We start from the raw sequence: 25,410 nt of genomic DNA, 5'->3' as shown, positions 1-25,410 counted from the left end.
CAGTCGAACAAGATACCCTCAATCAAGGCTCAGGGTCTTCACGTTCACGAACTCGAGTATCCCGTGGCGCGAGAGCTCGCGTCCGTGGCCTGATTTCTTCACTCCACCGAAGGGCAGGCGCTGGTCGCTCTTCACCATGCGGTTCACGAAGGCGCTGCCGCAGGCCATGCGCCGGGCGAAGGCCTCGCCCCGCTCGCGGTCCGCCGTCCACACGCTGCCGCCCAGGCCATAGCTCGATGCGTTCGCGACCGCCAGGGCTTCCTCTTTGTCCTTGACCCGGATGATGGTCGCCACCGGGCCGAACACTTCTTCGCGCCAGGCGCGCATGCCGGGCCGCACGCGGTCGAGGATGGAGGCGGGATAGAACGCGCCGGGACCGGCGGGTTTCTGGCAGCCGAGCACGGAGACCGCGCCCTGGGACAGTGCGTCCTGTACCTGCTCGTGCAGTTTGTCCCGAAGGTCGAGCCGCGCCAGGGGCCCGAGCGTGACGCCCTCCCCGCGCGGGTCGCCGGACTTGAGCGCCGCCGCCTGGGCGCGGAATGCTTCCAGGAACGCATCCGCCACCCGCTCCACCAGGATGAAGCGCTTGGCGGCGATGCAGCTTTGCCCCGCGTTCTGGTAGCGGGACAGGCAGCCCTGCTTCGCGGCGCTGACGAGGTCCGCGTCCTCCAGCACCACGAAGGCGTCGGAGCCGCCGAGTTCGAGCACGCACTTCTTGAGGGTCTCGCCGGCGGCTTGGCCGACGGCGACGCCGGCGCGCTCGCTGCCGGTGAGGGTGACGGCCTGCACGCGCGGATCGCGGATCACCTTGTCCACGCCGGGCACCGTGACCATGAGCGTCTGGAACACACCTTCGGGGAAGCCCGCCTCCCGGAACACTTCCTCCAGCGCGAGGCCGCAGCCCGGCACGTTGTCGGCGTGCTTGAGCGCCACCACGTTGCCGGCGGCGAGCGCCGGCGCGGCAGCGCGGATGGCCTGCCAGAAAGGGAAGTTCCAGGGCATGATCGCGAGCAGCACCCCGAGAGGCTGATACGTCACCAGGCTCTTCTTCGCGTCCGTCTCGATGAGTTCGTCCGCCAGCATGCGCGGCGCTTCATCCGCGTAGTACTTGCAGGCGCCGGCGCACTTCTCGATCTCGGCGAGGCCTTCCGCCGTGACCTTGCCCATCTCCCGGCTCATGAGTTCGGCATAGCGGTGCCGCTCCCGCAGCAGCACGTCGCCGGCCCGGCGCAGGAAGGCGCAGCGTTCCTGGATGCCCAAGGCCGCCCAGCCGGGGGCCGCAGCGGCGGCCCGGTCCAGGGCCCGGTCGAGCCGGGCGGGCTCCCAATCAGGGTATCCCTGATTCTCCTGGCCGGTGCTGGGGTCTATGCTGGTGAAGCCGTTTTTGTTCATATTTGTAAAATTCACTGGCGGGCCCGCCTTGAGCATATGCCCGCCGGCGCGCGCGCGGTAACCTATTGAACATGTGGTCTTTACGTATCCTGACGTGCGTCTTCGTGGCGACGTGCTTCGCTGGAATCGCGCGCGCCGCCGCACCGGACGCCGATCCTCTTCCGCAACAGCGCGCCGACTTCAAGCTCGCCTGGGATGCCGCCACGCGCGGCGACATGCCGAAGCTCGCGCCGTACCTCGAGACCCTTAAGGGTTATCCGCTCTATCCGTACCTGCGCTATGCGTATCTCGAAGCGACGCTCGACCGCGCGCCTGATGCGCTGGTGGAGCAGTTCCTGGCTGAGAACCAGGACCTGCCCATGGACGATGACCTGCGCCGTGATTGGCTGGTGGCGTTGGCGAAGCGCCAGGAATGGAGCAAGGTGCTCGCCTACTACCGCGACGAGAGCAGCCTGCCGCTGCGCTGCGCCTCGGTGAGCGCGCACCTGCTGAAGGAAGACGAGCCGGACCACAACGCGTGGACCGATGACGCGCAGCGCCTGTGGCTGACGCCGGGCGTGCCGCTGGACGTGTGCCAGACGCTGTTCGACTACATGGACACGAAGGGCCTGATCACCAGCGACATGCGCCGCAAGCGCGTGCAGGCGGCGCTGAACAACCGCGACTTCACCACCGCCGCGGCGCTGGCGCCGGGGCTGGCGGCGGACGACCGCGCCTGGGCGCAGCGCTGGGTGCAGATGGCGGCGGATCCGGCGCACGAGCTCAAGGACATCCAGGTGCCCGACGAGCCGCGTTACCAGGAGATGCTGCAGTCCGGCGTGCGCCTGCTCGCCCGCACCTCGCCGGTGGCCGCCGAGCACCTGTGGAACGACCTCACCAAGCGCTACCGCTTCAGCCATGACGACCTGCGCGACATGCGCACGCTGCTGGCGATGCAGCACGTGTGGCACCTGACGCCGGACGCGCGCGACCAGATCAAGGGCGTGCACGACGCGATCGACCCGAACGTGCCGGAATGGCGCGCACGCCTGGCGCTGCGCGCCGGCGACTGGAAGGAGGCGCTCAAGGACATCAACGGCCTGGGCGACGCCGGCGACACGGAGTGGCGCTACTGGCGCGCCCGCGCGCTGGAGGCGCTCGGCCGCAAGACCGAGGCGAAGACGATCTACCGGGAGCTGGCGCGCTCGCCGGACTACTACGGCTTCCTCTCCGCGGACCGCCTGAACCTCGACTACCGCATCGTGCAGGAGACGAGCAAGCCGGCGAAGGAAGTGATCGCGCAGCTGGAGTCACGCGCCGGTTTCGTGCGCGCGCGCGAACTCGTGTACGCGGGCCTCTATCCGCTGGCGGACGCGGAGTGGGCGGCGGCGACCCGCAGCCTCTCGGGTCCGGCCCGCTGCCAGGCGGCGCTGCTCGCCGAGCGCTGGGGCTGGCACGCGCGGGTGATCCCGGCCATGGCCACCGGCGGCTGCTGGCAGGACCTCTCGCTCATCTATCCCATCGCCTTCGAGTACACGCTGGCGCCCCAGGCACAGCGCCTGGACATCGACCTCTCGTGGGTCTACGGCGTGATCCGCCAGGAGAGCGTGTTCAAGCCGAACGCGGTGTCCTACGTGGGCGCGCTCGGGCTCATGCAGCTCATGCCCTCCACGGGCCTGAGCGTGGGCGCGCGCATCGGGCTCGCGCTGGACGACCCTGAGGACCTCCTGGACCCCAAGACCAACCTTAGGGTGGGCAGCGCGTACCTGGGGACTCTCTTGCAGCACTTCGACGGCAGCGAGGCGCTCGCCACCGCCGCCTACAACGCCGGCGAGAACCGCGTGGACGACTGGCGGCCGGAATCAGGTGCGCTGCCGGCGGACGTGTGGATCGACACCATCCCCTACAGCGAGACCCGCAACTACGTGCGCCGCGTCATGGCGCACTCCGTGCTGTTCGACTGGCGGCTGAACGGCAAGCCGCGCCGGCTCTCGGACCGCATCGGCATGGTGGAAGCGGCGGGCCTCAAGACCAGCCAGGCAGAAAAGCGCAGCGGCGATGCCGAGACGGCGGTGGCCGCCCGCAAGCGCGACTGAGCCTGATCAGGGTTTGCGCGGCCCGTTGATCATCCAGGGCGTGCCGTACTTGTCCACCAGCATGCCGAAGCCCTGGGACCAGAACGTGTCCGCGAAGGGGAGGTTCACCTGCCCGCCCTCCGCCAGAGCCTCGAACACCCGTTGGGCCTCCTCCTTCGCCGGGAACTCCACGGATACGTAGAACCCCTGCTTGCGCTCGAACGGCCGCTCGGCCATCCAGTCCGAGGCCAGGAGGATGCCGCCGGCCGCCTCCAGCCGCGCGTGCATGATGCGAGGCTTGCGGCCCGAGAGCGGCTTGGCGCCGGGCATCTCGTCCTCCCGCATCAGCATCCCGATCTTGCCCTTGAGGACGCGCTCGTAGAAGCGCAGCGCGTCGGCGCAGTCGCCATCGAAGAAGATGTAGGGGTTGATGGGATTCATGCGGGCCTCCTTCGGGAGCGGCCAAGTATGCGCCGGCTGCCGCGTCGCGGTACTCGGGCATACCCCTGATAAGATTGACGCATGAAGACCTATCTCGTGGGCGGAGCGGTGCGCGACCGGCTCCTGGGCCTGCCCCACAAGGAGCGGGACTGGGTGGTGGTGGGCGCGACGCCGCAACAGCTGCTGGACCAGGGCTACCGGCCCGTGGGCAAGGATTTCCCGGTGTTCCTGCACCCGGAGACGAAGGAGGAGTACGCCCTCGCCCGCACCGAGCGCAAGACCGGCAAGGGTTACCACGGCTTCGATTTCTTCGCGGCGCCGGAGGTGACGCTGGAGGAGGACCTGAAGCGCCGCGACCTCACGCTGAACGCGATCGCCGAGGACGCGCAGGGGCAGCTGGTGGACCCCTACGGCGGCGCCAAGGACATCGAGGCGCGGCTCCTGCGCCACGTCTCCCCTGCCTTCTCGGAGGACCCGGTGCGGGTGCTGCGCGCGGCACGCTTCGCCGCGCGTTTCGCGCCGCTGGGCTTCAAGGTGGCGCCGGAGACGCTCGCGCTGATGCGCGGCATGGTGGAAGACGGCGAGGTGGATGCGCTGGTGCCGGAGCGGGTGTGGCAGGAGACCGTGAAGGCGCTCGGCTGCGAGCGGCCCTCCGTGTACTTCGAGACGCTGCGCGAGTGCGGCGCGCTGGCGCGGGTGTTCCCGGAGCTGGACCGGCTGTGGGGCGTGCCGCAGCCCGCCAAGTGGCATCCGGAGATCGACACCGGCGTGCACGTGATGATGGTGCTGGACCAGGCGGCGCGGCTCTCGGGCGAGCTCACGGTGCGCTACGCGGCGCTGACCCATGACCTGGGCAAGGGCACCACGGCCAAGGACATCCTGCCGCACCACTACGGCCACGAGGAACGCAGCGTGAAGCTGGTGGAGGCCATGTGCGAGCGCCTGCGCACGCCCAAGGAGTTCCGCGAGCTGGCGGTGATCGTGGCCCGGGAGCACGGCCTGGTGCACAAGGCGGAGGAGCTGCGCGCCGCCACGGTGCTGAAGCTCCTGGAGGGCGCGGACGCGTTCCGCCGGCCGGAACGCTTCGGGCTCTTCCTCACCGCCTGCGAGGCGGACCACCGGGGCCGCACCGGCCTCGAGGACGCGCCGTTCCCGCAGGCCGACTACCTGCGCCGCGCCTTCGCGGCGGCCCGGGCCGTGACCACGGAGTCCTTGGACACGGCGAACCTCAAGGGCGCCGAGATCGGCGAGCAGCTCAGGAAGCGGCGCCTCGAAGCAGTACGCGCCGCGATAGGCCGGGACTGATGGGCGCGCATCTTACCGCGGCCATCGCGGCCCTATTGCTGTTCTGTCCCTCATCCGCCGTGCAGGCCGCGGGTTACACGCCGCAGGAGAAGCAGGACCTCACGCTCTGCGCCACGGTGGCGCTCTCCATCAAGAGCATCGCCGAGTACAAGGTGGGCGGCGTGCCCGAGGCGAAGACAGACCGCTACTTCGGCCACGCGCCGGGGCAGAAGGAGAACCGGCTGGTGAAGCGGGTCTATGCCGACACTGTGACGGACGCCTGGGAGTACGCGGCGGCTGACTTCAAGAGCTGTGCGCTGAACAAGGCGAAGCTTCCGGCGGAGCGCTTCGCGGCGGCGGAGCGCTGCATGCGCGATGCGATGATCGCGGACAGCGCCATCAGCCTGCGCCTGCTGGGACGGCCCAGGCAGGACGCCTATGACTACCTGAAGCGCTTCGACGACCAGGAGGCGCATGGCGCCATCGACGCGGCCTATGCCCCACCGAAGGTGCCGAAGCGCGAGGACGCGCTGGATGCGTGGAAGGCCTGCCTGAAGGCCGGAACAGGCTAGAGCGGCAGGCTACTTCTGCTGGGAGACCACTTCCGAGGCCTTGGCGTAGAAGGTCTCGATGGTGTTGGCGCCGCGCAGGTCGAACTCGCCCAGGTTGATGCCCAGGATCGACTCCACTTCCAGCACCAGGTTCATGCCGTCCAGCGAGTCCAGCCCGATGTTCGCGAAGCTCTCGTCGTCGCGGATCGTCACCTGATCCACGTTGCGGACGCGCTTCAGCCCCTCGATCACGGCATTCCTGAATTGGTCTTTCGAGAACAAGTTCGTATCCTCCCGGTTGTCTGTCGGCGGGGCCTTAAGCCCTCTCCAGTACGGTGGTGGCCCAGGACAGGCCGACGCCGAAACCGCTCAATAGTATGCGCTTGGGGCCGCCCGCCATCCGCCTCTCCAGCATCAGCGGCAGCGTGGATGATACCGTGTTCCCCAGCTCCGCGGCCTCGAAGGGCGCCCGCTCGGGGGCCAAGCCCAGCTTCCGGCCGAGGTTATCGACGATGAACTTGCTGCCCTGGTGGAAGAGGTAGAGGTCCACGTCGCCCTGGGAGAGGCCGTTATCCTTCAGGCAGGCCGTGATCTGCTCGGGGACCACGGTCATGGTGAACTTGAAGACGTTGCTGCCCAGCATGGAGAGGCGGCCGCTCTCCGGAGAGACCTGGATGGAGTGGCGCAGCCGGCCGTCCGAGGCGAAACTCGACTTGAGCATGCGGTACACGGGCGTATCCGTGAGGTAAGTGACCGCGGCGGCGTCACCGAACAGGAGCTCGGTATCGTAGTCCTCGGAGTCGATCACCTTCGAGTAGGGATCGGCGGTGAACAGGAGGCCGCGCCGCAGTCCCTGGGCCTGCATGAACGCCGTGGCCACGGCGAGGCCGTACACGAAGCCCGAACAGCCGAGCGAGATGTCGAAGGCGGCGACGCCCTGCCCCAGTCCCAGCTTGGCGTGGACCACAGCAGAGGTGTGCGGCAGGCCGTGCCCGTCCGGGTTCTGGGTGCAGACGATGAGGCAGTCGATGTCCTGCTGCTGCAGCGGCCGCTTCGCCTGGAGCGCCTCGAACGCCCGCACGCAGAGGTCGGAGGTGTCTTCGGCCGGTGCCTTGCGCGTCACGCGCCTGAACCCGATTTTGCCGGTGATGAAGTCGGGGGTCTTGCCGGACAGTGCCGCGCGCTCGAGGTTGGAGACCGAGGTGCCGGGGACGTACGAAGCGACCTCGGTGACGCCGATCATTGCCACTTGCCGAAGAAGATGCCGCCGATGTCGGCGCCTTCCTCGGTGATCTTGCCCTGGTAGAAATTGCCGCCCAGCTCGCGCACGAAGGTCACCGTGAACGGGCCCTGGGGCACGCGCTCGAGGGTGAGGCGCACGAAAGCGAAGCGCTGCTTGCCGTAGAGCGACATGAGGAGCCGCTTGTAGCCGGCCACCACGCACTCTATGAAGGAGTAGCCCGCCACGGGGGTGACGCGCAGGCTCCTGCCTTCCAGCGTGAAATGCGTCGCCAGCGCGTCCTCGTCGTAGGGCACGCGCTCGCTGATCGGTTCCTGCGTCTCGACGGCGTAGAGCTTGCGCTGCGAATCCACGTAGCTCGCCACCAGCTTGTCGTCGGCGGGCTTCTCCGCCACGAGGCTGCAGACCCGATCGGTGCGCTTGGCGAAGCGGAAGTCGACCCTGGCAGGCGCCGGACCGCCCTGCTCCAGGATGTGGTCGAACAGGGTAGTGCTGTGCAGGTAGTCCCGCGCGGCCTTGAAGACGAAGCGCCCCTTGCTCACCTGCGCCTCGCCTTGGCCAGCTCACGTAACCGCTGGTTGTGGTCCTGGGCGAAGTTGCCGGACACGTCGCCGCCGGCCGGGACGTCACCGATCACGATCGAGCCGATGCGCACCTTGGCGCCGTCGCCGACCGTGATCGCGTTGGAGAGGATGGCGCCGGCGCCCAGCCAGCAGTCCCGGCCGACCGTCACCCGGCCGGCCAGCATCACGCGTCCCGAGACGTCGGTGTCGGCGCCGATGCTGCAGTCGTGGCCGATGTTGACGCCGATGCCGATGCTGACGCCGTCAGCGACGTCCGTGACCTCGCCGAAGTTGACGGACTTGGAGATGTTGCTGCCGGCGTGCACGATGCAGTTGCGGCCGAGCCTCACACCGCCGAAGTGCGTGATGTGGTGCTTGCGGCCCAGTATCTCCTTGGAGAACATGCCGTCGGTGCCGAGCAGGGTACCCGGCATGACGGTGCAGTCAGGGCCGATCTCGAGCGGGCCGATCAGGATGCAGCCTTCGTGCACCACGCTGCCGGCGCCGATGCGGATGTCGCCGCCGAGGAGCCGTACGTCCGGTGCCACCCGCGCAGTGGGATGCAGCTCACGCACCGCCGAGGCGGGCGCACGCGGCGCATGGATCGCGGCGTTGTGGAGGGCATAGAAGAGGTCGGTCGCCTTGTCGGCGACGATCACCGCCTGGCGGGGGAGCGCGCCCGGGGTGATGGCCTGGCGCGGCGCGACGATGGCGACGACGTTGCTGTTCGCCGCGGCCTCATCGAAGTACTCGCGATTGAGCGCGAGACAGACCCTGCCGGGGAGCTTGGTCCAGGTGAAAGCGGTGGCGCGCGCGGAAGACAGGAACTCCGGCTGCACGATCTCGCCGATACCGAACGATTCGCGGTAACCCGCCGGGAGCATGTCCAGGAAGCTTTGCATCGCGCGCCTTGTCTGTCCCGCGGTCCGGCGGACCCCTGAACGGATGGAAATTATAGCGTGCGGTCCGAGTCCCGCGGACGGCGGCGCCCTGCTGGTACAATCTCACCACTCTGCCCCACTGGCCGGGAAAGATGCCCCTCCCGACCCCTGATCCCTCCCTGCCGAGCCAGCAGCCGACGCGAATGAGCGGCGGGCACCGGCCATGGCTCTGGCCAGGCGCCCTGGCACTACTGGTCATCGCGTTCCTCGCCTGTTGTTGGGGGTTCCTGCAGAGCCACTACATCACCAACGACAACTTCGGCATCGTCGAGTTCGCGAAGCTCGGCTACCCCGTGCCATACATCGGGGCGCCCTTCACTTCCCTGCTCCACCTGCTGTATACGGCGTGGCCCGGCGCAGCATGGTATCCGCTGGCCCTGTATGCCGCCCACGCGGCGAGCCTGTTCCTGTGGCTCTGGTTGCTGTGGCGCACCTGCCGCTCGCCCTGGCTGTGGGCACCCCTGGCACTGGTGGTCTTCGCCTACTACGTGCGGTGCCTGGTATTCCTCGACTACACATCGGCCGCCGCCTTGTTGTGCGCCAGCGCGCTGACCTGGCTGGGCGTTGAAGTGAGAGAAGGGGAGGCCGTCCGCTTGCGCGCGCTCGTCGCCGGCCTGCTGTTCGCCTGCGGACTGCTGATCCGCCCGCAGGTACCGCTCGGCGTGCTCGCCTACTCGGCATGTTTCGGGCTGTGGGTGCTCGCGCTTACCCTTCGAGAGAGCAAGACCCGACCCGCAGTCCGGCGCTTGGCCTTCACGGGGCTCATCTTCCTGGTGCCAGTCCTCGCCACCCATGTCGCCGACCTGGGCTGGCGCCACGTGAACCGCACCCCGCTGGAGGCGCAGTACGAGTCCTTCAACAAACTACGCGGACACATACATCGCCTGAGCCGGCCGCGCAAGGCCGCGCTGATGAAGGACCGGGCCGCGCTGAGATCCATCCATTGGACACGGCGTGACCTGGCTTACCTCTATAACTGGTACTTCCTGGACGAGAGGACCTATACGGTACAAGCACTGCAGGTGCTGCTGGATGCAGCCCCCGCGCCGCGTCTTTCCCTCAGGGAAGCCGCCGGGACCTTCGCGCAGAAGGCGGACTGGCGCAACCCCTACGTGCTGCTGGTGTTCGCGTCACTGCCGCTCTGGCTGGTGCTCCTGAGGCGATCCCGGCTGAACCTCATCGGCGCCCTGGCGCCGCTGTGGTGTCTCGGCATCGGCACGGCGATGTCGTTGTTCTTCGGGTTCCTGCCGCGCGTGGAATTCACGTTCGAGCTCGGAGTCGGATTGCTGGGGCTGGTGTTGGCGGTGCAAGCGCTGCGCCACTTCCCGGCCGGGCGCTTCGAGCGGCTTGCCCTGGCTTGCAGCCTGGCGCTGGCGTTGTGCGGCGGCTCCAAGGCCGCGTTGCAGACGCTGCATGGATACCAGAAAGCCGCGACGGCAGCGCGCAACGCACAGGTGGAGATCGACGGCCTCAACCGGGATTTCGCCGGCGCCACCATCGTGATCCAGGCCAGGCAGGGTTTCCTGGAGGCGCTGGACCCGCGGCACCCGCCGGCGATGGATTTCAATCTCATCCAGCTGGGTTGGACCACCTATTCGCCGAAGTTCTACGATGACTTGCACCGGCTCGGCATCGAGCAACCCCATCAGCTGGTCGATGCGTTGATAAGCCGGCAGGACGCGTACTTGCTGGGCTTGCCCGGATGGCCCCAGAACCTGCTCACCTATTCGGAGCGGGCCGACCGGCACAAGATAAAGGTGCGGGCGCTGAGGAGGTTCCCCAATGGGACGGCGCTGTCGCGCTACGAGGCTCCTCCGGGAGACGCTGCCGCGCAGCGCTGATGCGACCCTCTCAGAGCGTGCGGGTCAGGTCCCTGAGCGCGAAACCCTGGAGGGACGCGTCCACTCCCCGCGTGAACCCGATGGCCTTGAAGCGCTCGCCCATCTCCTCGGGCAGCGTGAGCAGCTTCACCTGCTGAGCGGCGCGCATGCCGGTGTCCGCAAGACCGGCGATGCCCAGTGCCATGAGGAAATGGGCCTGGGTGGTGTAGCCCGCGAGTTCCAGCCCCGCGCCAGTGCCCGCCTCCGCCACGGCGGTGAAGTCCACGTGGGCAGTGATGTCCTGGAGGCCGGGGTACAGGAACGGGTCGCCATGAGCCCGCTGCCGGTAGTGGCACATGAGCGTGCCCATGCTGCGCTCGGGGTGGTAATACGCGGCGCGGGGGTAGCCGTAGTCCAGGAGCAACAGCGCGCCGCGTGCGAGGCAAGCAGCGAGGCTCGCGACCAGCGAAGCGGCGCCGAGGCAGATCTCAGACTCATAACCTGCCGCCAAGGGTGCCGGCAGCGTGGTCTCCAGGGCCGCAAGCGCCGCCGCCAGCTGCTCGCCGGCCGGGCGCGTGGTCCAGGCGAAACCTTCGCCTTCACTGCGCACGCAGTATTCTTCGTAATCTCCGGCCGCGCGCCGGAAGCGCTCCACCGGCAGCGCGTCCAGCACTTCGTTGCCGACGATGACCCCGGTGAACCGCCCGGGCAGCGCATCGAGCCAGCGTATCTTGGCGGCGAAGCCGGGCACCTTCGCCGCCAGCGTCGCGCGCTGGCGCTCTTTGAGTTCGGCGCTGACCTCCAGGATGAGGTATTCCTCCGGGAGCGAATCGAGCGCCTGCAACTCCAGCAGCATGTCCGCCGCCATGATGCCGGAACCTGCGCCAAGTTCGAGGATGGAGCCTCCCTCCACCCCGTCCAACACTTCCGCGCACTGACGCGCGAGGCAGCGGGAGAAGAGCGGCGAGAGCTCGGGCGCGGTGATGAAGTCACCGGCGGCGCCGAACTTGCGGGCGCCGGCACTGTAGTAGCCGAGGCCCGGAGCGTAGAGCGCCAGTTCCATGTAGCGGCTGAAGGGGATGCGTCCGCCCGCGCCGTGTATGGCCTCGTGGATGCGCGCCGAGAGCCGCGCGCTGTGGGCCAGCGCGTCAGGCGTGGGCAGCGGCAGGTCAACATAGTTCTGGGTGATGGGCAGCAAGGATTTCTGCTCTAATGATGCTCATGAAGAATACCTCAAAGCTCGCCGGCCGCACCGCGCTCGTGACCGGCGCCGCCAAGCGCCTGGGCGCCGTGACCGCCCGCGCGCTGCATGCGGAGGGCATGAACCTCTTGCTGCACTACAACAGGTCCGAAGCAGAGGCGGTGGCACTCGCCAAGGAGCTGAACGGCGCCCGCCGCGATTCCGCTGCCATCGCCCAGGCGGACCTCGGCAACACCCAGGGACTCGAATCCCTGGTCAAAGCCGCGCTGCAGTGGGACGGCCTGGACGTGCTGGTGAACAACGCCTCCAGCTTCCGGCCGACGCCGCTCGGCAGCATCGGCGAGGATGACTGGGACGACCTCATGGGCAGCAACCTCAAGGCGCCCCTGTTCCTGGCCCAGGCCGCGGCGCCGCATCTCAGGAAGAACCACGGCTGCATCGTGAACATGATCGACATCCACGCCTACCGGCCGCTGCGGGAGCACACGGTGTACTGCGCCGCAAAGGCGGGCCTGGTGATGCTCACGCTGTCGCTCGCCAAGGAGCTGGGGCCGGAAGTGCGGGTGAACGGGGTCGCGCCGGGGCCGGTGCTGTGGCCCGAGGCGCCCATGGATGCGGCCACCAAGAAGTCCATACTCGAGGCCACGGCGCTGAAGCGCAAGGGCTCGCCGGAAGACGTGGCCGGCGCGATCATCTATCTCGTCCGCGACGCGGACTATGTCACCGGCCAGATCCTCGCCGTGGATGGCGGGCGCAGCATCGGCTGGTAGACCGGCCGCGCTGCTCCGCTAGAATAACGGCGGGCAAGCCGGCGGCCATCGTGGAACCGCCAAGCGGGGAGGCCTCCTTGATCCTGTTTCCTGCCAACTGGCCGCAGGCCGTCTCCGGCCACGCCGCGGCGCTCATGCATCCCCGCTTCAAGTCCTGGTTCCACGGCACCTGGCTGCCCTACGCGCTGGCGCTGGTGCTACTGGTGGCCGAGATGCTCACCTCCAACAAGATCTGGGCCACCAACGACGACATCGGCATGGCCATGATCTCGGGTGGCTTCGGGATCGCGGCCCATCCCTCCGCGGGCCTCATATTCTCGAACGTCATCTGGGGCTGGATAGTGATGCACCTGCCGGACGCAGGCGGCGTCACCGGCTATGCGCTCGCCACCTACGGTCTCCTGTTCGCCTCGTTCCTGGCGATAGCCGCGAGCCTGCAGCGGCTGCACGCCTCCCCCTGGCTGGGCGCCGCGATACTGCTGCTGATGTATTCCCCGGTGCTCGTCGTCCCCCAGTTCACGATCGTGGCGGGCTATGTCGCCATCGCAGGCCTGGCGGTCTTCGTGGCCTGGCGGGAGTCCCACTCCCTGGTGACCTTGTCCCTGGCGGGTGCGCTGCTGTTCCTGGCGAGCATCGTGCGGATGACCGAGTTCGTCTTCGTGCTGGGCGTCGCCTGCCCGCTGCTGCTGGCGGTACCACGCCTGTTGCCTTCCCGCGCCGCGTTCTCGGGTGAGCGGTTCAGGCGCACCGCGCTGTTCGCCGCAGCGATGCTCGTGCTTTTGTCGTCCGCCTACGTCGCGAACAAGGCGTATTACTCATCCGACGAGTGGAAACCGTTCCGCGACATCAATCCCGTGCGGGTGCAGTTCACGGACTACAGGGCCGGGAAGTATTTCTCCCTGCACCCGGAGAGCCTGGAGGGGTCCAAGATCAGCAGGAACGACATCCAGCTGATCCAGCAGTGGTTCTACCAGGACACCCGTGTCTTCGACGGAGCGGCGTTCTCCAGGATCCTGGCAGGCCTCCCGTGGCAGGAGCGCCTCGACCTGAACGCCAGGAAGTATCCTCACGTACTCCGCAATTTCGACAGGGACCAGTTCAAGAAGCTGTTCTGGCTGATCCCTCTGCTGGTGCTGTTGAACTTCCGCAGGGATCCGCGGACGGCAGCGGCGTTCGGCCTCTTCCTGCTGGGCATGGGCGTGCTCTATTTGCTGGGCCGGGGCGGCGTCACGCGCGTCTACATACCCCCGCTGGCGGCGATATCGGTCCTGTCGCTGATGGCTTTCGCTCCCGAGACCCGCTGGCGCATGCATCTCGCCGGCGTCGCCGGCCTGGTGCTCCTCGCCACCCCGATGGTGGTGCATGCCTTCAATCCGAAGGCGAGCCCGACAGCGCGGTTTGCACGGGAGGTCTGCCAGGTATCCCATCAAAGGCTGCTGGTGATATGGGGAAGGTTCCCATACCGGAACCTCTATCATCCTGGAGACAAGGGCCCGGCCTGCGATCCAGACTTGTACTCATTGGGTTCCATGCAGCTCGCCCCCTATACCCTGGACAACCTGGAGCATTACACCGGCACCCGGTCCCTGGCCGATGCCCTGATAAAAGGCCAGCCGGTCTACGTCTTCACGACCCTGCACCGGCTCGAGAACCTGCAGCAATATTTCGTGGAACATTACTCGCTCGCCCTTGCAGGGCAGGAGATCATGCGTGACTACCACCTCAACCTCTTCGAGGTGCACATCGCCGGTCCTGCGTCGGGCAAGGCCCTACCCAAGATAGTGACCAAGGGCCCTGATGATGCCCAGGAGAGCGATGAGCAGGACGATGACGACGACGAAAACTAAGGTTTTCGGTGGCGCGGATGCCGCTTGCCCCGCGGCTCGTGGAAGAAGCTGAGGCGATGTGCCGCGAGGAACCTGACTCCTTCGTCACAGACTCTCGGGCTAGGGCAGTACCAGCGGGGATAGGGCGTACTGGCGCCGGCAAGGCGTGCCTTCGCGATCGCGACCGCCCGGTCCTGCGAGCGCTTGTGAGCGCTCAAGCCATCGAGATCCACTGAAAGGTTGTAGCCTTCCAGCGATGCCACGCCGAGCACGAGCAAGGCCAGCAGGCCCGCGGACAACCGCCGCCTGCCCGCGGCATGGAGCCGGCGCAGCGCCATGGCGCACACGAAGAGGCAGGCCACGGCCAGGAGATGGTCGGTGAACACGTAGCGTGGCGCGGCGCCGTTCTCCGTGCCCCGGCCGAAACGGGCGATGAGAAGCTCGCCGAGGTACCCGCCGACGAACAACGCCATGGTCAGCGGCACCAGGCTCTGGCGATATAGGCGCATGCGCAGATAGAGATAGAGCGCCAGCAAGCTGAACGCCAGCACCGCCAGACCCACCGTGTCCGTCCCGACGGCGAGCCTCTGAAGGCCCACGTCGATCACGACGCTGGCGCCGAGGGCATGCAATACATATTCGGCAGCCCCGAGCGGGTCGTCCGAGATCCTGCCGATGAAGCTTCCCAGCATGCCGGAGTCCATCTTGCCTGCCCCGCCATACCAGTAGATGGACTCCGCTGCCAGCAGCGCTGCGCCCATCCAGGCCAGCATCCGGAACCCGGTGCCCTTGCCGCCCTCCGCCTGTACCGCAAGCGATACGATCATCACCAGGGTGGCCAGGACTATCGCCGGCCCCTTGCCGGCGCCGAACAACACCAGTGCCAGCACCATGCTCACCATCAGCCCGGCATAGCGCCACCACGGCTGGGGAGTGCGCAGCCTGGAGTCCATCGCGGTCCACAAGGCGACGAACCAGAAGGTGCCCACGATGGCGAACATCGCGAGCAAGTCGTAGGTGTAGAAATGTGACTGCGCGAAACTGAAGACGCCCAATGCCACGGGGATGAACGCAAGATGATCGAAAGTCTCCGGGGCAGCCGTGCCGGAGCGGATGAAATGCCGGTATAGGCACAGGGCGAGCAAGCCCAGGGCGAGTACGCCGATGTAACAACCGAGCCTGACGTCCAGCCCGAACAGTGCCGCGTTGGCGATGAAGTAGAGCCGGAAAGCCGGAGTACGGTGCTCTGAACCCGGCGAGTTGGTGTCCCAGATGTCGGACAAGGTCAGCTGCCCGGAGTACCAGTGCCGCAGCACCGGCATGAACTTCCACTCGTCGCGCGTGATGCTGTCGGGAGCCGCGAAGTACACGTAATACACCATGCCGACGGTACACAGCACGATGAAGCATGTCACGATCACGGCCCCGAAGCGCCGGACCAGGAACGCGCGGAAGTCGGTGAGCGCGAAGACGTTCGACATGTCAGTCCTCCGCCCGGGCATGCGCGCCGAAGCGGCTGAAGATCTTGAGGGACCAGAGCGCGCCCAGGGCCGAGACCAGGAACAGCGGCACGAGACCGAGGAGCGCCGCGCCGGTGACTGCTGCGCGCGGTACGCCGAGCTGCATCAGCACCACGATGAGCGCGCCCTCGCGCACGCCCAAGCCGTTCAGGGAGATGGGCGTCATGGACGCCAGCCAGGCGAGCGGCGCCGCCAGCACCACCGAGAACAGAGAGGCATGGCCCCCCAGGCTCGTGAGGAAGCACCAGAACATGAGGATATAGCCCATCTGGAACAGCACGCTATAGGCCAGCACCATGAGCACGGTGCCGGGCGCGAGCGCATAGCGCATCAGGTGGTCACTGCCCTCCTTGAGCGCGCGCAGCAGGCGCACGATGCGCGACCCGCCCTTGAGCCGCGCATGCCGGGCAAGCTGCACCAGCCAGAGTGCCGCCAGGATCGCCGCCAGGATCACGCCCGCCACCGTGAGATAACGCCAATCCCCGCGGTTGACCCCCAGCCAGGCACCGCCCACGGTGGCCAACAGCACGATGGAGCCGATGCCACAGAGGCGCTCGAACACCACGCTGGCATAGAGCTGCGGCTTGTGGGCCGAGGCGGCGCCATACAGGGCCAGGGGCCGCACCAGGTCGCCGCCCGCCACACCGGGCAGGAAGTTGCTGCTGTACATGCCGATGGTGTTGGCCCGCAGCACCGCCAGGAACGCCGGCCGGAAGCCGCTCTTGTGCAAGAGCCTGTGCCAGCGCACCGCCGCCACCAGCTGGCCGCCGAGGTAGCTCGCGATGCCGAGCGCGATGAACAAGGGATCGGTGTCCCTGAAGGCGCTCGCCACGTCGTACTTGCGCGCAAGGTAGAAGATGCCGCCCACCATGGCGAGGCTCACCAGCACCCGCAACACCTTGCCGGCGAGCCGCTTACCGCCCATGGATCAGAGCTCCTTGCGGAATATATAGAACTGCAGGTTGGTGGCGGATTCCTGCACCAGGCGGCCGATGTACTCGCCGAGCACGCCCAGGGCGAGGAGGATGTTGCCGGAGAAGAACGAGATCAGCACCGCCAGCGACGGCCAGCCCATGACGCCGGTGTGCTGCCAGAACAGCGCCCGCACGATCACGTACACCGCGAAGGCCAGGCTCCCCAGGCTCACCAGCATGCCCCAGTAGATCATGAGGCGCAGCGGGATGAAGGAGTGGTTGATGAGCAGGTACGAGGCCAGCTTGACCAGCTTGCGCAGGGTGTAGGTGCTGCGGCCGTGGTGCCGCGGGTCGTGGCGCACGTCGATGTTGACGATGGATTCCGTAGGCACCGAGCCCAGGATCAGCGCCGGCAGGTAGGGATGCACGCCCTTATAGGCGGCGATGGCATCCACCGCCTCGCGCGAGAAGGCCCGGTAGCTGGAGAACCTGAGGTGCTTGGGCTTCCCCAGGATCATGTTGGTCATGGCCTGGACCGAGCGGCTGCCGAGGTTCCTGAACCAGCCGTGCTTCTTCTTCTCGGCGATGCGGCCGATGACGATGTGATGGCCCTCGGCCAGCGCCGCGAGGAAGCGCGGGATCTCCTCCGGCGGGTTCTGCAGGTCGTCGTCGAGGGTGATGACGGCATCGCCGCGGCTATGCTGCAGGCCGCAGAGGATGGCGTGATGCTGGCCGTGGTTGTGGCCGAACTGGATGAGCTTCACGCGCGGTTCGGCGGCGCGCAGCTTCTGCAGCACCGTATAGCTGCCGTCGGTGCTGCCGTCATCCACCATGATGACTTCCCAGTGCCGGGTCACGGCCTCCAGCACCGGCTTCACGCGGCGGAAGAACTCCTCCAGGCCGCCGCGGTTCATGTACACCGGCACCACCACCGAGAGCGCCACCGGCGCGGTGTGCGGCAGCGCGGCCTTGCGGGTGCGGGGCGCAGCCATCAGGCGCGGCGCTGCGCGGGCTGCGCCAGCACTTCCTGCACCGCGCCGGTGACGCGCGCGATGTCGCCTTCGGTCATGTCGGGCCACAGCGGCAGGCGGATCAGGCGCGCGTAGAGGTCATCGGTGACCTTGAGGTCGCCGCCGTGGGTGCGGCCGAAGCGCCTGCCGGCGGGCGCGCTGTGCAGCGGGATGTAGTGGAACACCGCCATCACGCCCTTGGACTTCAGGTGCTCCAGGATCCGGTCCTGTTCGGCGTGGCTGCCGGCGAGGATGTAGTACATGTGGGCGTTGTGCTCGCAGTCCGCCGGGATGGTCGGTCCCTGGATGCGGCCCGCGTCGCGCAACGGCTTGAGCGCCTGGTGGTACTGCTCCCAGATCTGCATGCGGCGCGCGGTGATGGGCTTCAAGTCCTCCAGCTGCGGCCACAGGAAGGCGGCGATGAGCTCGCTCGGCAAGAAGGAGGATCCCACGTCCACCCAGGTGTACTTGTCCACCTGGCCGCGGAAGAACTTGGAACGGTTGGTGCCTTTCTCCCAGATGATCTCGGCACGCTCCGCGAAGCGCGGGTCGTTGACCAGCAGCGCGCCGCCTTCGCCTGAGATGACGTTCTTGGTCTCGTGGAAGCTGAGCGCCGAGAGCGCGCCGTAGCCGGCCAGCGGCTTGCCCTTGTACGTGGAGTGGATGGCCTGGGCGGAATCCGCCAGCACCAGCAGGCCGTGCTTCCTGGCGATGGCGTCGATGACTTCCATGTTGCAGGCGACGCCCGCGTAGTGCACCACGAAGATGGCCTTGGTGCGCGGAGTGATGGCGGACTCGACGAGCCGCTCGTCCAGGTTCAGGGTGTCGGGGCGGATGTCCACGAACACCGGCGTGGCGCCGCGCAGCACCACCGCGTTGGCGGTGGAGACGAAGGTGTAGGACGGCATGATGACTTCGTCGCCGGGACCGAGGTCGGCGAGGATCGCGGCCATCTCGAGGGCCGCGGTGCAGGAGTGGGTGAGCAGCGCCTTGGGGCTGCCGATGTTCTGCTCGAGCCAGGCCTGGCACTTCTTGCCGTAGGGGCCGTTGCCGGAGAGATGGCCCTTCTCGATGGCGTCGCGGATGGCCTCGAGCTCGCGGCCGGTGGCGTGAGGATAGTTGAAGCGTATCTTGTCCATGGTTCCGCGCTCAGCGCCCAGCATCGTGCCGGGACCGCAGTTAGGGGCTGTGGAAAGCGGCCATTTTACCTTTATATCCGGCGCTTGGGCCGGCTAAAACCCCGCGCCCCCTATAGGTCCTGGACCTCCAGTGAGCCTCCCTCGCCCTGGAACGCGCTCCAATGCTCGGCGAACGTCTGGCCGGTGATCGGGTGCCGTTCGGCGCCGGCGATATCCGCCAGGGGCTTGAGCACGAAGGCGTACTTCAGGATCTCCTTGCGCGGCAGCCGCTCCGCCTCGTCCACCCGGTCGCCGTAGAGCAGGAGGTCCAGGTCGAGGGTGCGGGGGGCGAAGCGCGCGGCGCCCCGCTCGCGGCCGCAGAGGACTTCGACGTTGTCCAAGGCGGTCTTGAGCTCCGCCACCGGGAGGCCGGTCTCGAAGCCCGCCACGGCGTTGAGGAAGTCGTCCCCCTCGAAGCCCACGGCCTTGTTCCTGTAGATGGGCGAGAGGCTGACCCGGCCGAAGCGGGCGCGCATCAGTTCCACCGCCTTGGCCACGTGCTGTTCCGGCTGCACGTTGCTGCCGATGCCGACGTAGACCTGGGTCAAGCGCGTGTCCCGCGCTCGATGATGATCCCTACTGATTTCGTGCCGCTCACGGCACCCGGCTTGTGCAGCGTGACCTTCACCCACTTCACGCCGAACTCCTGCATCACGATGCCGGCCACTTTCTCCGCCAGGGTCTCGACGAGCTGGAACTCGGACTCGCGCACGAACTGCATCACGCGCTTGGAGACGGCCTTGTAGTCCAGGGTGTCGTCGATGTGGTCGCTCTTGGCCGCCTTGGCGATGTCGGTGCCCATGTCGAGGTCGAGGATCACATGCTGGCGCAGGCGTCGCTCCCAGTCGTAGATGCCGACCAGCGTGTCCACCTTGAGGTCGCGGATGAAAACTATATCCATGCCCATGCTCTCTACTTTATTGGGGCGCGGCCAGGGAATCGAGGGGCCAGCGCGCGGTGACCGGGCTCGCCGCGGACGCACCGGAAGCGAGCCTGAGCGCGCCGGCGTAGGCGATCATGGCGCCGTTGTCGGTGCAGAACTCGGGACGCGGGTAGTACACCTCGCCGCCCAGTTTCGCCGCCATCTCCTTGAGGCGCGCACGCAGACGCTTGTTGGCGCCCACGCCGCCCGCTACCACGAGGCGCCGCTGGCCGGTCTGCTTGAGCGCGCGCTCGCACTTGATACTGAGTGTGTCGACGACGGCGTCTTCGAAGGCGCGGGCCACGTCTGCCTTGGTCTGCTCATCGGCGTCGGGCAACGACTTGAGCAGGACCAACACGGCGGTCTTGAGACCGCTGAAGCTCATGTCGAGGCCGGGCCGGTCGGTCATGGGCCGCGGCAGGTCGTATTTGCCGGGGCGCCCCTGCTCCGCCAGCTTCGCGAGGGCAGGACCGCCGGGATAGGGGAGCTTGAGGAGCTTGGCCACCTTGTCGAAGGCCTCGCCGGCGGCATCGTCGATGGACTCGCCGAGGGTCCGGTAGCGGCCCACGCCCTCCACCTCCACCAGCAGGCTGTGGCCGCCGGACACCAGGAGAGCGATGAAGGGGAAATCGGGTTTCGGGTCCTCCAGCATGGGGGCCAGGAGGTGGCCTTCCATGTGGTGCACTCCCAGGGCCGGCACCCCCCAGGCGAAGGCCAGGGAACGGCCGAGGCACGCTCCCACCAGGAGCGCCCCCACCAAGCCCGGGCCGGCGGTATAGACCACCCCGTCCAGGGTCCCGGGGCCACCCGCCTCCGCCACCACCTTCTGGACCATGGGCAGGAGCTTCTGGACGTGGTCCCGGGAGGCCAGCTCAGGTACCACCCCGCCGTACTCCCGGTGTAGCTTGATCTGGCTGTAGAGGGCATGGGCCAGGAGACCCCGGGACGTGTCGTACACGGCCACGCCGGTCTCGTCGCAGGAGGTCTCTATGCCAAGGACTCGCATGGGGGCAGAGGGGTCTTCGGGTGGGCGGGCTTTGCAATTCTACACGCCGGACAGTACAATTCCGCCCCTTTGCCGGGGCCCTAAGCCCCTGAAAACCCTACTTTTCAAGGACCCGCGAATGCCCAGCGTACGTGTCAAGGAAAACGAGCATTTCGACGCCGCCCTGCGCCGCTTCAAGCGCGCCTGCGAGAAGGCCGGCGTGATGACCGAGCTGCGCCGCCGCGAGTTCTACGAAAAGCCGACCCAGGAGCGCAAGCGCAAGCAGGCCGCGGCCGTGAAGCGCCACATGAAGAAGCTGTCGCGCGAGTCCGCCCGCCGCACGCGTCTCTACTGATCCCGGCTTCAAGTTTCGATCCGAAGAGCGGCGCTTCCGAAAGAAAGCGCCGTTTCTTTTTCTGCTAACGAGGTACTCACATGGCTCTCAAAGAACAGATCACGAACGATATGAAGGAGTCCATGAAGTCCGGCGCCAAGGACCGCCTCGGCGTTATCCGCTTGATCCTCGCCGCCCTCAAGCAGAAGGAAGTGGACGAGCGTATCGTGCTGGACGACGCCCAGGTGCTCTCGATCCTGGAGAAGATGCTGAAGCAGCGCCGCGAGTCCGTGGCCCAGTTCACCCAGGGCAACCGCCCGGACCTCGTGGCCAAGGAAGAAGCCGAGATCAAGATCATCCAGGCTTACCTGCCGGCGCAGCTCTCGGATGCCGAGCTGGACCAGCTGGTGGCCGCCGCCGTAGCCGAGTCCGGCGCGGCTTCCGTGAAGGACATGGGCAAGGTCATGGGCATCCTGAAGCCCAAGGTCGCGGGCAAGGCGGACATGAGTGCCGTCAGTGCGAAGATTAAGTCGAAGTTGGGCGGCTGATTCCCAAGCGTGGACTATCCTCTGATAGTCCACGCTTCACCGGGACCCCATGGCTCGCATACCCCAACAGTTCATAGAAGAGCTGCTCGGTAGAGTCGACATCGTCGAGCTCATCGACAAGCGCGTGCCCCTGAAGAAGCAGGGCCGCGAGTTCGCCGCCTGCTGCCCGTTCCACAACGAGAAGAGCCCGTCCTTCTACGTGAGCCCGGTGAAGCAGTTCTACCACTGCTTCGGCTGCGGCGCCCATGGCACCGCGCTCTCCTTCCTCATCGAATACGACCACATGGAGTTCCGGGAAGCGGTGCAGGAATTGGCTTCCCTGGTGGGCATGGAAGTGCCGGTGGAACAGGGCGAGAGCCAGGTGCAGGGGGTCTCCAAGGCGCCTCTCTACGAGGTGCTGGACAGGGCTGCGAACTTCTACAAGGAGCAGCTCAAGAACTCCCAGGTGGCCATCGACTACCTCAAGGGCCGCGGGCTCACGGGCGAGATCGCCCGCGACTTCGGCATGGGCTTCGCGCCCGCCGGCTGGGACAACCTGCTGAAGGCCGTGGGCGACACCGACGAGCGGCGCAAGCGCCTGCTCGAGACCGGCATGCTGATAGAGAAGGCCGGCGAGCACCCCTTCCACGACCGCTTCCGCGAACGGATCATGTTCCCCATCCGCGACCGGGCGGGACGCATCATCGGCTTCGGCGGCCGCGTGATCGTGAAGGAGGAACCCAAGTACCTGAACTCGCCGGAGACGCCGCTCTTCCACAAGGGCCAGGAACTCTACGGCCTCTACGAGGCCTGCCAGGCCTTGCGCAACATCCCGCGCCTCCTGGTGGTGGAGGGCTACATGGACGTGGTGGCGCTGGCCCAGTACGGCGTGCGCTACGCAGTGGCGACCCTCGGCACCTCCACCACGGCTGACCACCTGAAGAAACTGTTCCGCGTGACGCCGGAAGTGGTGTTCTGCTTCGACGGCGACCGGGCCGGCCGCGCCGCCGCCTGGCGGGCCCTGGAGAACGCCCTGCCGGAGGCCCAGGACGGCCGCACCATCCGCTTCCTGTTCCTGCCAGAGGGCGAGGACCCGGACACCCTGGTGCGCAAGGAGGGGCAGGAGGAGTTCGAGCGGCGCATCGCCCGCGAGGCCATCCCCCTCTCGGCCTATCTCCTGGACAGCCTGAGCACCCAGACAGACATGAAGACCCCGGACGGCCGGGCCCGGCTGCTGCACCTGGCTGCACCCCACTTCAACCGTCTGCCGGCCGGCGCGTTCAAGGAGATGTTGCGCAAGGAGCTGGGCAAGCTCGCCGATATGGAGCCCGGAAAGTTGACTATGCTTAACCAGGCGGCCACTGACCGGCAGTCAGCCAGCCCGGCAGGCCGGGCCCCTGCCCGCCACCCGGGCAGGCCGTCCATGCTCTCTCCGGTGGAGATGGCCATAGGCTGCCTCCTCCACCAACCCGCCCTGGCCATGCTGGCCGGGGACCCCCAGGATCTGGGGGGCGGCCGGGAACTGGATCTGTTCCGGTCATTACTGGTTTTCGCCCAGTCCGGACCCCATATGAACGAAGCGGTGATCCTGGAGCATTGGCGGGAGGACCCCGAGGCCTGGGCCAAGCTGAACCGGGTGGCCCAGGCGGACGTGGCCCTGCCCGAGGAAGGCCTGGACAAGCAGTTCCTGGCCTACCTGGCCCAATTCCGCGCGGCAGGCCCCCAGGCCCGGTTGGACGAACTCATCGCGGAATCCCGTAAACGGCCCCTGAACAGCGCCGAAAACGCGGAATTGACGCGTTTGCTCGCGGAGAGAGGCCGGAAACCGGGTACAGATAGCGTCAAAAGCGATTGATTTACCTGGAAAAAACCCAGGTTTCTGATAAACTAGAGCGTTTCACTCCGGCTTCCGCCCGTGGACATAAGGCGGGGGCCTCCAAGCCCGTAGAGACACCATGAACCAGAAGACCGACGACCGCCAGTCGCAGCTCAAGATCCTCATTGCCAAGGGCAAGGAGCAGGGCTACCTCACCTATGCCGAGGTGAACGACCACCTGCCCAACGAGATCGTCGATCCGGAGCAGATCGAAGAGATCATCGCGATGATCAACGACATGGGCATCCCGGTCCACGAGGAGGCCCCGGACGCCGAGCAGCTGCTGCTGGCGGACAACGCGCCCACCAACGGCGACGACGACGAGGAAGCCGCCGAGGAGGCCGCCGCGGCCCTGGCGCTGGACGCCGAGTTCGGCCGCACCACGGACCCGGTGCGCATGTACATGCGCGAGATGGGCACCGTGGAACTGCTCACCCGCGAGGGCGAGATCCGCATCGCCAAGCGCATCGAGGAAGGCCTGAACCAGGTGCTGGGCTCTGTCGCCACCTACCCCGCCACCACCGCCCTGCTGCTCTCCGAGTACGCCGGCATCGCGGAAGGCCGCACCAAGCTCACGGACATCATCGCCGGCTTCATCGATCCCAACGCCGACATCGCCGTGGCCCAGCCCAGCCCCGAGGTGACGGTGGACGGTGAAGCCGTGGCCGAGGCCGAGGCGGACGAGGAAGGCGAGGTCGAGGCTCCGGCCGCCGCCAAGGGCAAGCCCGCCAAGGCTGCCAAGGGCGCCAAGCCTGGCGCCGAGGAAGAGGAAGAGTCCGCCGACGGCGACGCCGAGAACCCGGCCGACACCGGCCCGGATCCGGAGGAAGCCGCCCGCCACTTCAGCGAGCTGCGCAAGGCCCACGACAAGGCCATGAAGTCGCTGATCAAGAACGGCGTGGACCACAAGACCACGGTCCGCCTGCGCAAGCAGCTCGTCGAGACCATGATGCGGCTCAAGCTCACGCCGCGCATGACCGACACCCTCACCGGCAACCTGCGCCGCCTGGTGGAGACCATCCGCGCCCACGAGCGCCAGATCATGATGCTGTGCGTGCAGAAGGCCGGCATGCCGCGCAAGGACTTCATCAAGAGCTTCCCGGACAACGAGACCAACACCCGCTGGCTGGACCGGCAGATCAAGTCCAAGCGCAAGTGGTCCTCCGCGCTCGGCAAGCAGCGCGACGACGTGGTGCGCCTGCAGAACCGCCTGCGCGCCATGGAGGCGGAGACCCACCTCTCCATCGGGGCGCTGAAGGAGATCAACCGCCAGATGTCCATCGGCGAGGCCAAGGCCCGCCGCGCCAAGAAGGAGATGGTGGAGGCGAACCTGCGCCTCGTGATCTCCATCGCCAAGAAGTACACCAACCGCGGCCTGCAGTTCCTGGACCTGATCCAGGAGGGCAACATCGGCCTGATGAAGGCCGTGGACAAGTTCGAGTACCGCCGCGGCTACAAGTTCTCGACCTACGCCACCTGGTGGATCCGCCAGGCCATCACCCGCTCCATCGCGGACCAGGCGCGCACCATCCGCATCCCGGTGCATATGATCGAGACCATCAACAAGCTGAACCGCATCAGCCGCCAGATGCTCCAGGAGATGGGCCGCGAGGCCACCCCGGAGGAGCTGGCGGTGCGCATGGAGATGCCCGAGGACAAGGTCCGCAAGGTGCTCAAGATTGCCAAGGAGCCGATCTCCATGGAGACGCCGATCGGCGACGACGAGGACTCCCACCTGGGAGACTTCATCGAGGACGCCAACGCCACCTCCCCGGTGGACGCGGCGACCGCCGAGGGCCTGCGCGAGGCCACCCACTCGGTGCTGGCGAGCCTGACGCCGCGCGAGGCCAAGGTGCTGCGCATGCGCTTCGGCATCGACATGAACACCGACCACACCCTGGAAGAGGTGGGCAAGCAGTTCGACGTGACCCGCGAGCGCATCCGCCAGATCGAGGCGAAGGCGCTGCGCAAGCTGCGCCACCCGTCCCGCAGCGAGCAGCTGCGCAGCTTCCTGGACGAAAATTCTTAAGCCCGGAAGGGTTCAGAGAAAGGAAAAGGCCG

24 protein-coding genes are annotated in these 25,410 nt (G+C 67.2%); 10 read left to right on the top strand and 14 right to left on the bottom strand.

All coding sequences use genetic code 11. From position 1 onward, the window contains the following. Window positions 1–18: 18 nt before the first annotated feature. Window positions 19–1,392 carry an NAD-dependent succinate-semialdehyde dehydrogenase gene (locus VF651_00645; GenBank protein HEX7964195.1) on the bottom strand — a complete coding sequence of 458 codons (1,374 nt, stop codon included), beginning with the start codon at window positions 1,390–1,392 and terminating at the stop codon, window positions 19–21. 104 nt (window positions 1,393–1,496) lie between these two features. On the opposite strand from VF651_00645, the gene VF651_00640 reads away from it, so the two are divergent. After that, entirely contained in the window at window positions 1,497–3,467 is a 1,971-nt protein-coding gene (locus VF651_00640) for a transglycosylase SLT domain-containing protein (GenBank protein ID HEX7964194.1), read from the top strand. 6 nt (window positions 3,468–3,473) lie between these two features. Here VF651_00640 and VF651_00635 read toward each other — a convergent pair whose 3' ends face one another. Further along, the gene (locus tag VF651_00635) at window positions 3,474–3,887 is read right to left on the bottom strand and encodes a VOC family protein (protein ID HEX7964193.1); all 414 of its coding nucleotides are present in this window, start codon (window positions 3,885–3,887) and stop codon (window positions 3,474–3,476) included. An 81-nt stretch (window positions 3,888–3,968) separates the two neighbouring features. Here VF651_00635 and VF651_00630 point away from each other — a divergent pair, with 81 nt between their 5' ends. Next, window positions 3,969–5,192, top strand: a complete 1,224-nt coding sequence (locus tag VF651_00630) for a multifunctional CCA addition/repair protein (protein HEX7964192.1) — start codon at window positions 3,969–3,971, stop codon at window positions 5,190–5,192. Beyond that, on the top strand, window positions 5,192–5,743 hold the full coding sequence (locus tag VF651_00625) for a hypothetical protein (protein ID HEX7964191.1): 552 nt from the start codon (window positions 5,192–5,194) through the stop codon (window positions 5,741–5,743). The genes VF651_00630 and VF651_00625 overlap by 1 nt, the downstream gene beginning before the upstream one ends. Before the next feature lie 9 nt (window positions 5,744–5,752). Here VF651_00625 and VF651_00620 read toward each other — a convergent pair whose 3' ends face one another. Genes VF651_00620 through VF651_00605 form a run of 4 tightly spaced genes read right to left on the bottom strand, consistent with a single transcriptional unit; the run spans window position 5,753 to window position 8,427 of the window. Then, a complete protein-coding gene (locus tag VF651_00620) occupies window positions 5,753–6,004 on the bottom strand; it encodes an acyl carrier protein (protein ID HEX7964190.1) in 252 nt (83 codons plus the stop codon). A 34-nt stretch (window positions 6,005–6,038) separates the two neighbouring features. Next, complete coding sequence (locus VF651_00615) at window positions 6,039–6,965, bottom strand: ketoacyl-ACP synthase III (GenBank protein ID HEX7964189.1); 927 nt, start codon at window positions 6,963–6,965, stop codon at window positions 6,039–6,041. Further along, window positions 6,962–7,504 (bottom strand): hypothetical protein, encoded by a 543-nt coding sequence (locus VF651_00610; protein ID HEX7964188.1) that lies wholly within the window; start codon window positions 7,502–7,504, stop codon window positions 6,962–6,964. The genes VF651_00615 and VF651_00610 overlap by 4 nt, the downstream gene beginning before the upstream one ends. After that, window positions 7,501–8,427, bottom strand: a complete 927-nt coding sequence (locus VF651_00605; protein ID HEX7964187.1) for a hypothetical protein — start codon at window positions 8,425–8,427, stop codon at window positions 7,501–7,503. Before VF651_00605 ends, VF651_00610 begins: the two co-directional genes overlap by 4 nt. 182 nt (window positions 8,428–8,609) lie before the next feature. Here VF651_00605 and VF651_00600 point away from each other — a divergent pair, with 182 nt between their 5' ends. Then, window positions 8,610–10,307, top strand: a complete 1,698-nt coding sequence (locus VF651_00600; protein HEX7964186.1) for a hypothetical protein — start codon at window positions 8,610–8,612, stop codon at window positions 10,305–10,307. Between the two features lie 10 nt (window positions 10,308–10,317). Here VF651_00600 and VF651_00595 read toward each other — a convergent pair whose 3' ends face one another. Further along, window positions 10,318–11,484, bottom strand: coding sequence for an SAM-dependent methyltransferase (locus VF651_00595; GenBank protein HEX7964185.1), 1,167 nt, complete (start codon window positions 11,482–11,484; stop codon window positions 10,318–10,320). 23 nt (window positions 11,485–11,507) lie between these two features. Here VF651_00595 and VF651_00590 point away from each other — a divergent pair, with 23 nt between their 5' ends. Both VF651_00590 and VF651_00585 read left to right on the top strand, forming a co-directional pair. Further along, the gene (locus VF651_00590) at window positions 11,508–12,257 is read left to right on the top strand and encodes a pteridine reductase (GenBank protein HEX7964184.1); all 750 of its coding nucleotides are present in this window, start codon (window positions 11,508–11,510) and stop codon (window positions 12,255–12,257) included. Window positions 12,258–12,334: 77 nt separating this feature from the next. After that, window positions 12,335–14,104, top strand: coding sequence for a hypothetical protein (locus VF651_00585; GenBank protein ID HEX7964183.1), 1,770 nt, complete (start codon window positions 12,335–12,337; stop codon window positions 14,102–14,104). Here VF651_00585 and VF651_00580 read toward each other — a convergent pair. The 7 genes from VF651_00580 to tsaD form a co-directional block, all read right to left on the bottom strand. Further along, window positions 14,101–15,564 (bottom strand): hypothetical protein, encoded by a 1,464-nt coding sequence (locus tag VF651_00580; protein ID HEX7964182.1) that lies wholly within the window; start codon window positions 15,562–15,564, stop codon window positions 14,101–14,103. The genes VF651_00585 and VF651_00580 overlap by 4 nt on opposite strands. A gap of 1 nt (window position 15,565) precedes the next feature. Continuing rightward, the gene (locus tag VF651_00575; protein ID HEX7964181.1) at window positions 15,566–16,528 is read right to left on the bottom strand and encodes a lysylphosphatidylglycerol synthase transmembrane domain-containing protein; all 963 of its coding nucleotides are present in this window, start codon (window positions 16,526–16,528) and stop codon (window positions 15,566–15,568) included. A gap of 3 nt (window positions 16,529–16,531) precedes the next feature. Continuing rightward, window positions 16,532–17,509 carry a glycosyltransferase family 2 protein gene (locus tag VF651_00570; GenBank protein ID HEX7964180.1) on the bottom strand — a complete coding sequence of 326 codons (978 nt, stop codon included), beginning with the start codon at window positions 17,507–17,509 and terminating at the stop codon, window positions 16,532–16,534. Then, window positions 17,509–18,666 carry a dTDP-4-amino-4,6-dideoxygalactose transaminase gene (gene rffA / locus VF651_00565; GenBank protein ID HEX7964179.1) on the bottom strand — a complete coding sequence of 386 codons (1,158 nt, stop codon included), beginning with the start codon at window positions 18,664–18,666 and terminating at the stop codon, window positions 17,509–17,511. The genes VF651_00570 and rffA overlap by 1 nt, the downstream gene beginning before the upstream one ends. 110 nt (window positions 18,667–18,776) lie before the next feature. Beyond that, the gene (folK, locus tag VF651_00560; GenBank protein HEX7964178.1) at window positions 18,777–19,253 is read right to left on the bottom strand and encodes a 2-amino-4-hydroxy-6-hydroxymethyldihydropteridine diphosphokinase; all 477 of its coding nucleotides are present in this window, start codon (window positions 19,251–19,253) and stop codon (window positions 18,777–18,779) included. Continuing rightward, window positions 19,250–19,606, bottom strand: coding sequence for a dihydroneopterin aldolase (gene folB, locus VF651_00555; GenBank protein HEX7964177.1), 357 nt, complete (start codon window positions 19,604–19,606; stop codon window positions 19,250–19,252). The genes folK and folB overlap by 4 nt, the downstream gene beginning before the upstream one ends. Window positions 19,607–19,622: 16 nt before the next feature. Next, entirely contained in the window at window positions 19,623–20,633 is a 1,011-nt protein-coding gene (tsaD, locus tag VF651_00550) for a tRNA (adenosine(37)-N6)-threonylcarbamoyltransferase complex transferase subunit TsaD (protein HEX7964176.1), read from the bottom strand. A 118-nt stretch (window positions 20,634–20,751) separates the two neighbouring features. Here tsaD and rpsU point away from each other — a divergent pair, with 118 nt between their 5' ends. The 4 genes from rpsU (at window position 20,752) to rpoD (ending at window position 25,378) form a co-directional block, all read left to right on the top strand. Continuing rightward, window positions 20,752–20,967, top strand: a complete 216-nt coding sequence (gene rpsU, locus VF651_00545; protein ID HEX7964175.1) for a 30S ribosomal protein S21 — start codon at window positions 20,752–20,754, stop codon at window positions 20,965–20,967. A gap of 80 nt (window positions 20,968–21,047) precedes the next feature. Then, a complete protein-coding gene (locus VF651_00540; protein HEX7964174.1) occupies window positions 21,048–21,494 on the top strand; it encodes a GatB/YqeY domain-containing protein in 447 nt (148 codons plus the stop codon). A gap of 49 nt (window positions 21,495–21,543) precedes the next feature. Further along, window positions 21,544–23,328: a DNA primase gene (gene dnaG, locus VF651_00535; protein HEX7964173.1), complete on the top strand. Its 1,785-nt coding sequence runs from the start codon at window positions 21,544–21,546 to the stop codon at window positions 23,326–23,328. 100 nt (window positions 23,329–23,428) lie between these two features. Continuing rightward, complete coding sequence (gene rpoD / locus VF651_00530; GenBank protein ID HEX7964172.1) at window positions 23,429–25,378, top strand: RNA polymerase sigma factor RpoD; 1,950 nt, start codon at window positions 23,429–23,431, stop codon at window positions 25,376–25,378. Window positions 25,379–25,410: the final 32 nt, after the last annotated feature.

Source organism: Gammaproteobacteria bacterium (assembly GCA_036383255.1).
Taxonomy (GTDB): Bacteria; Pseudomonadota; Gammaproteobacteria; order Natronospirales; family REEB76; genus DASUBN01.
Note: the sequence above shows the minus strand (reverse complement) of the source record. Positions and strands in the feature narration are given on the sequence as shown.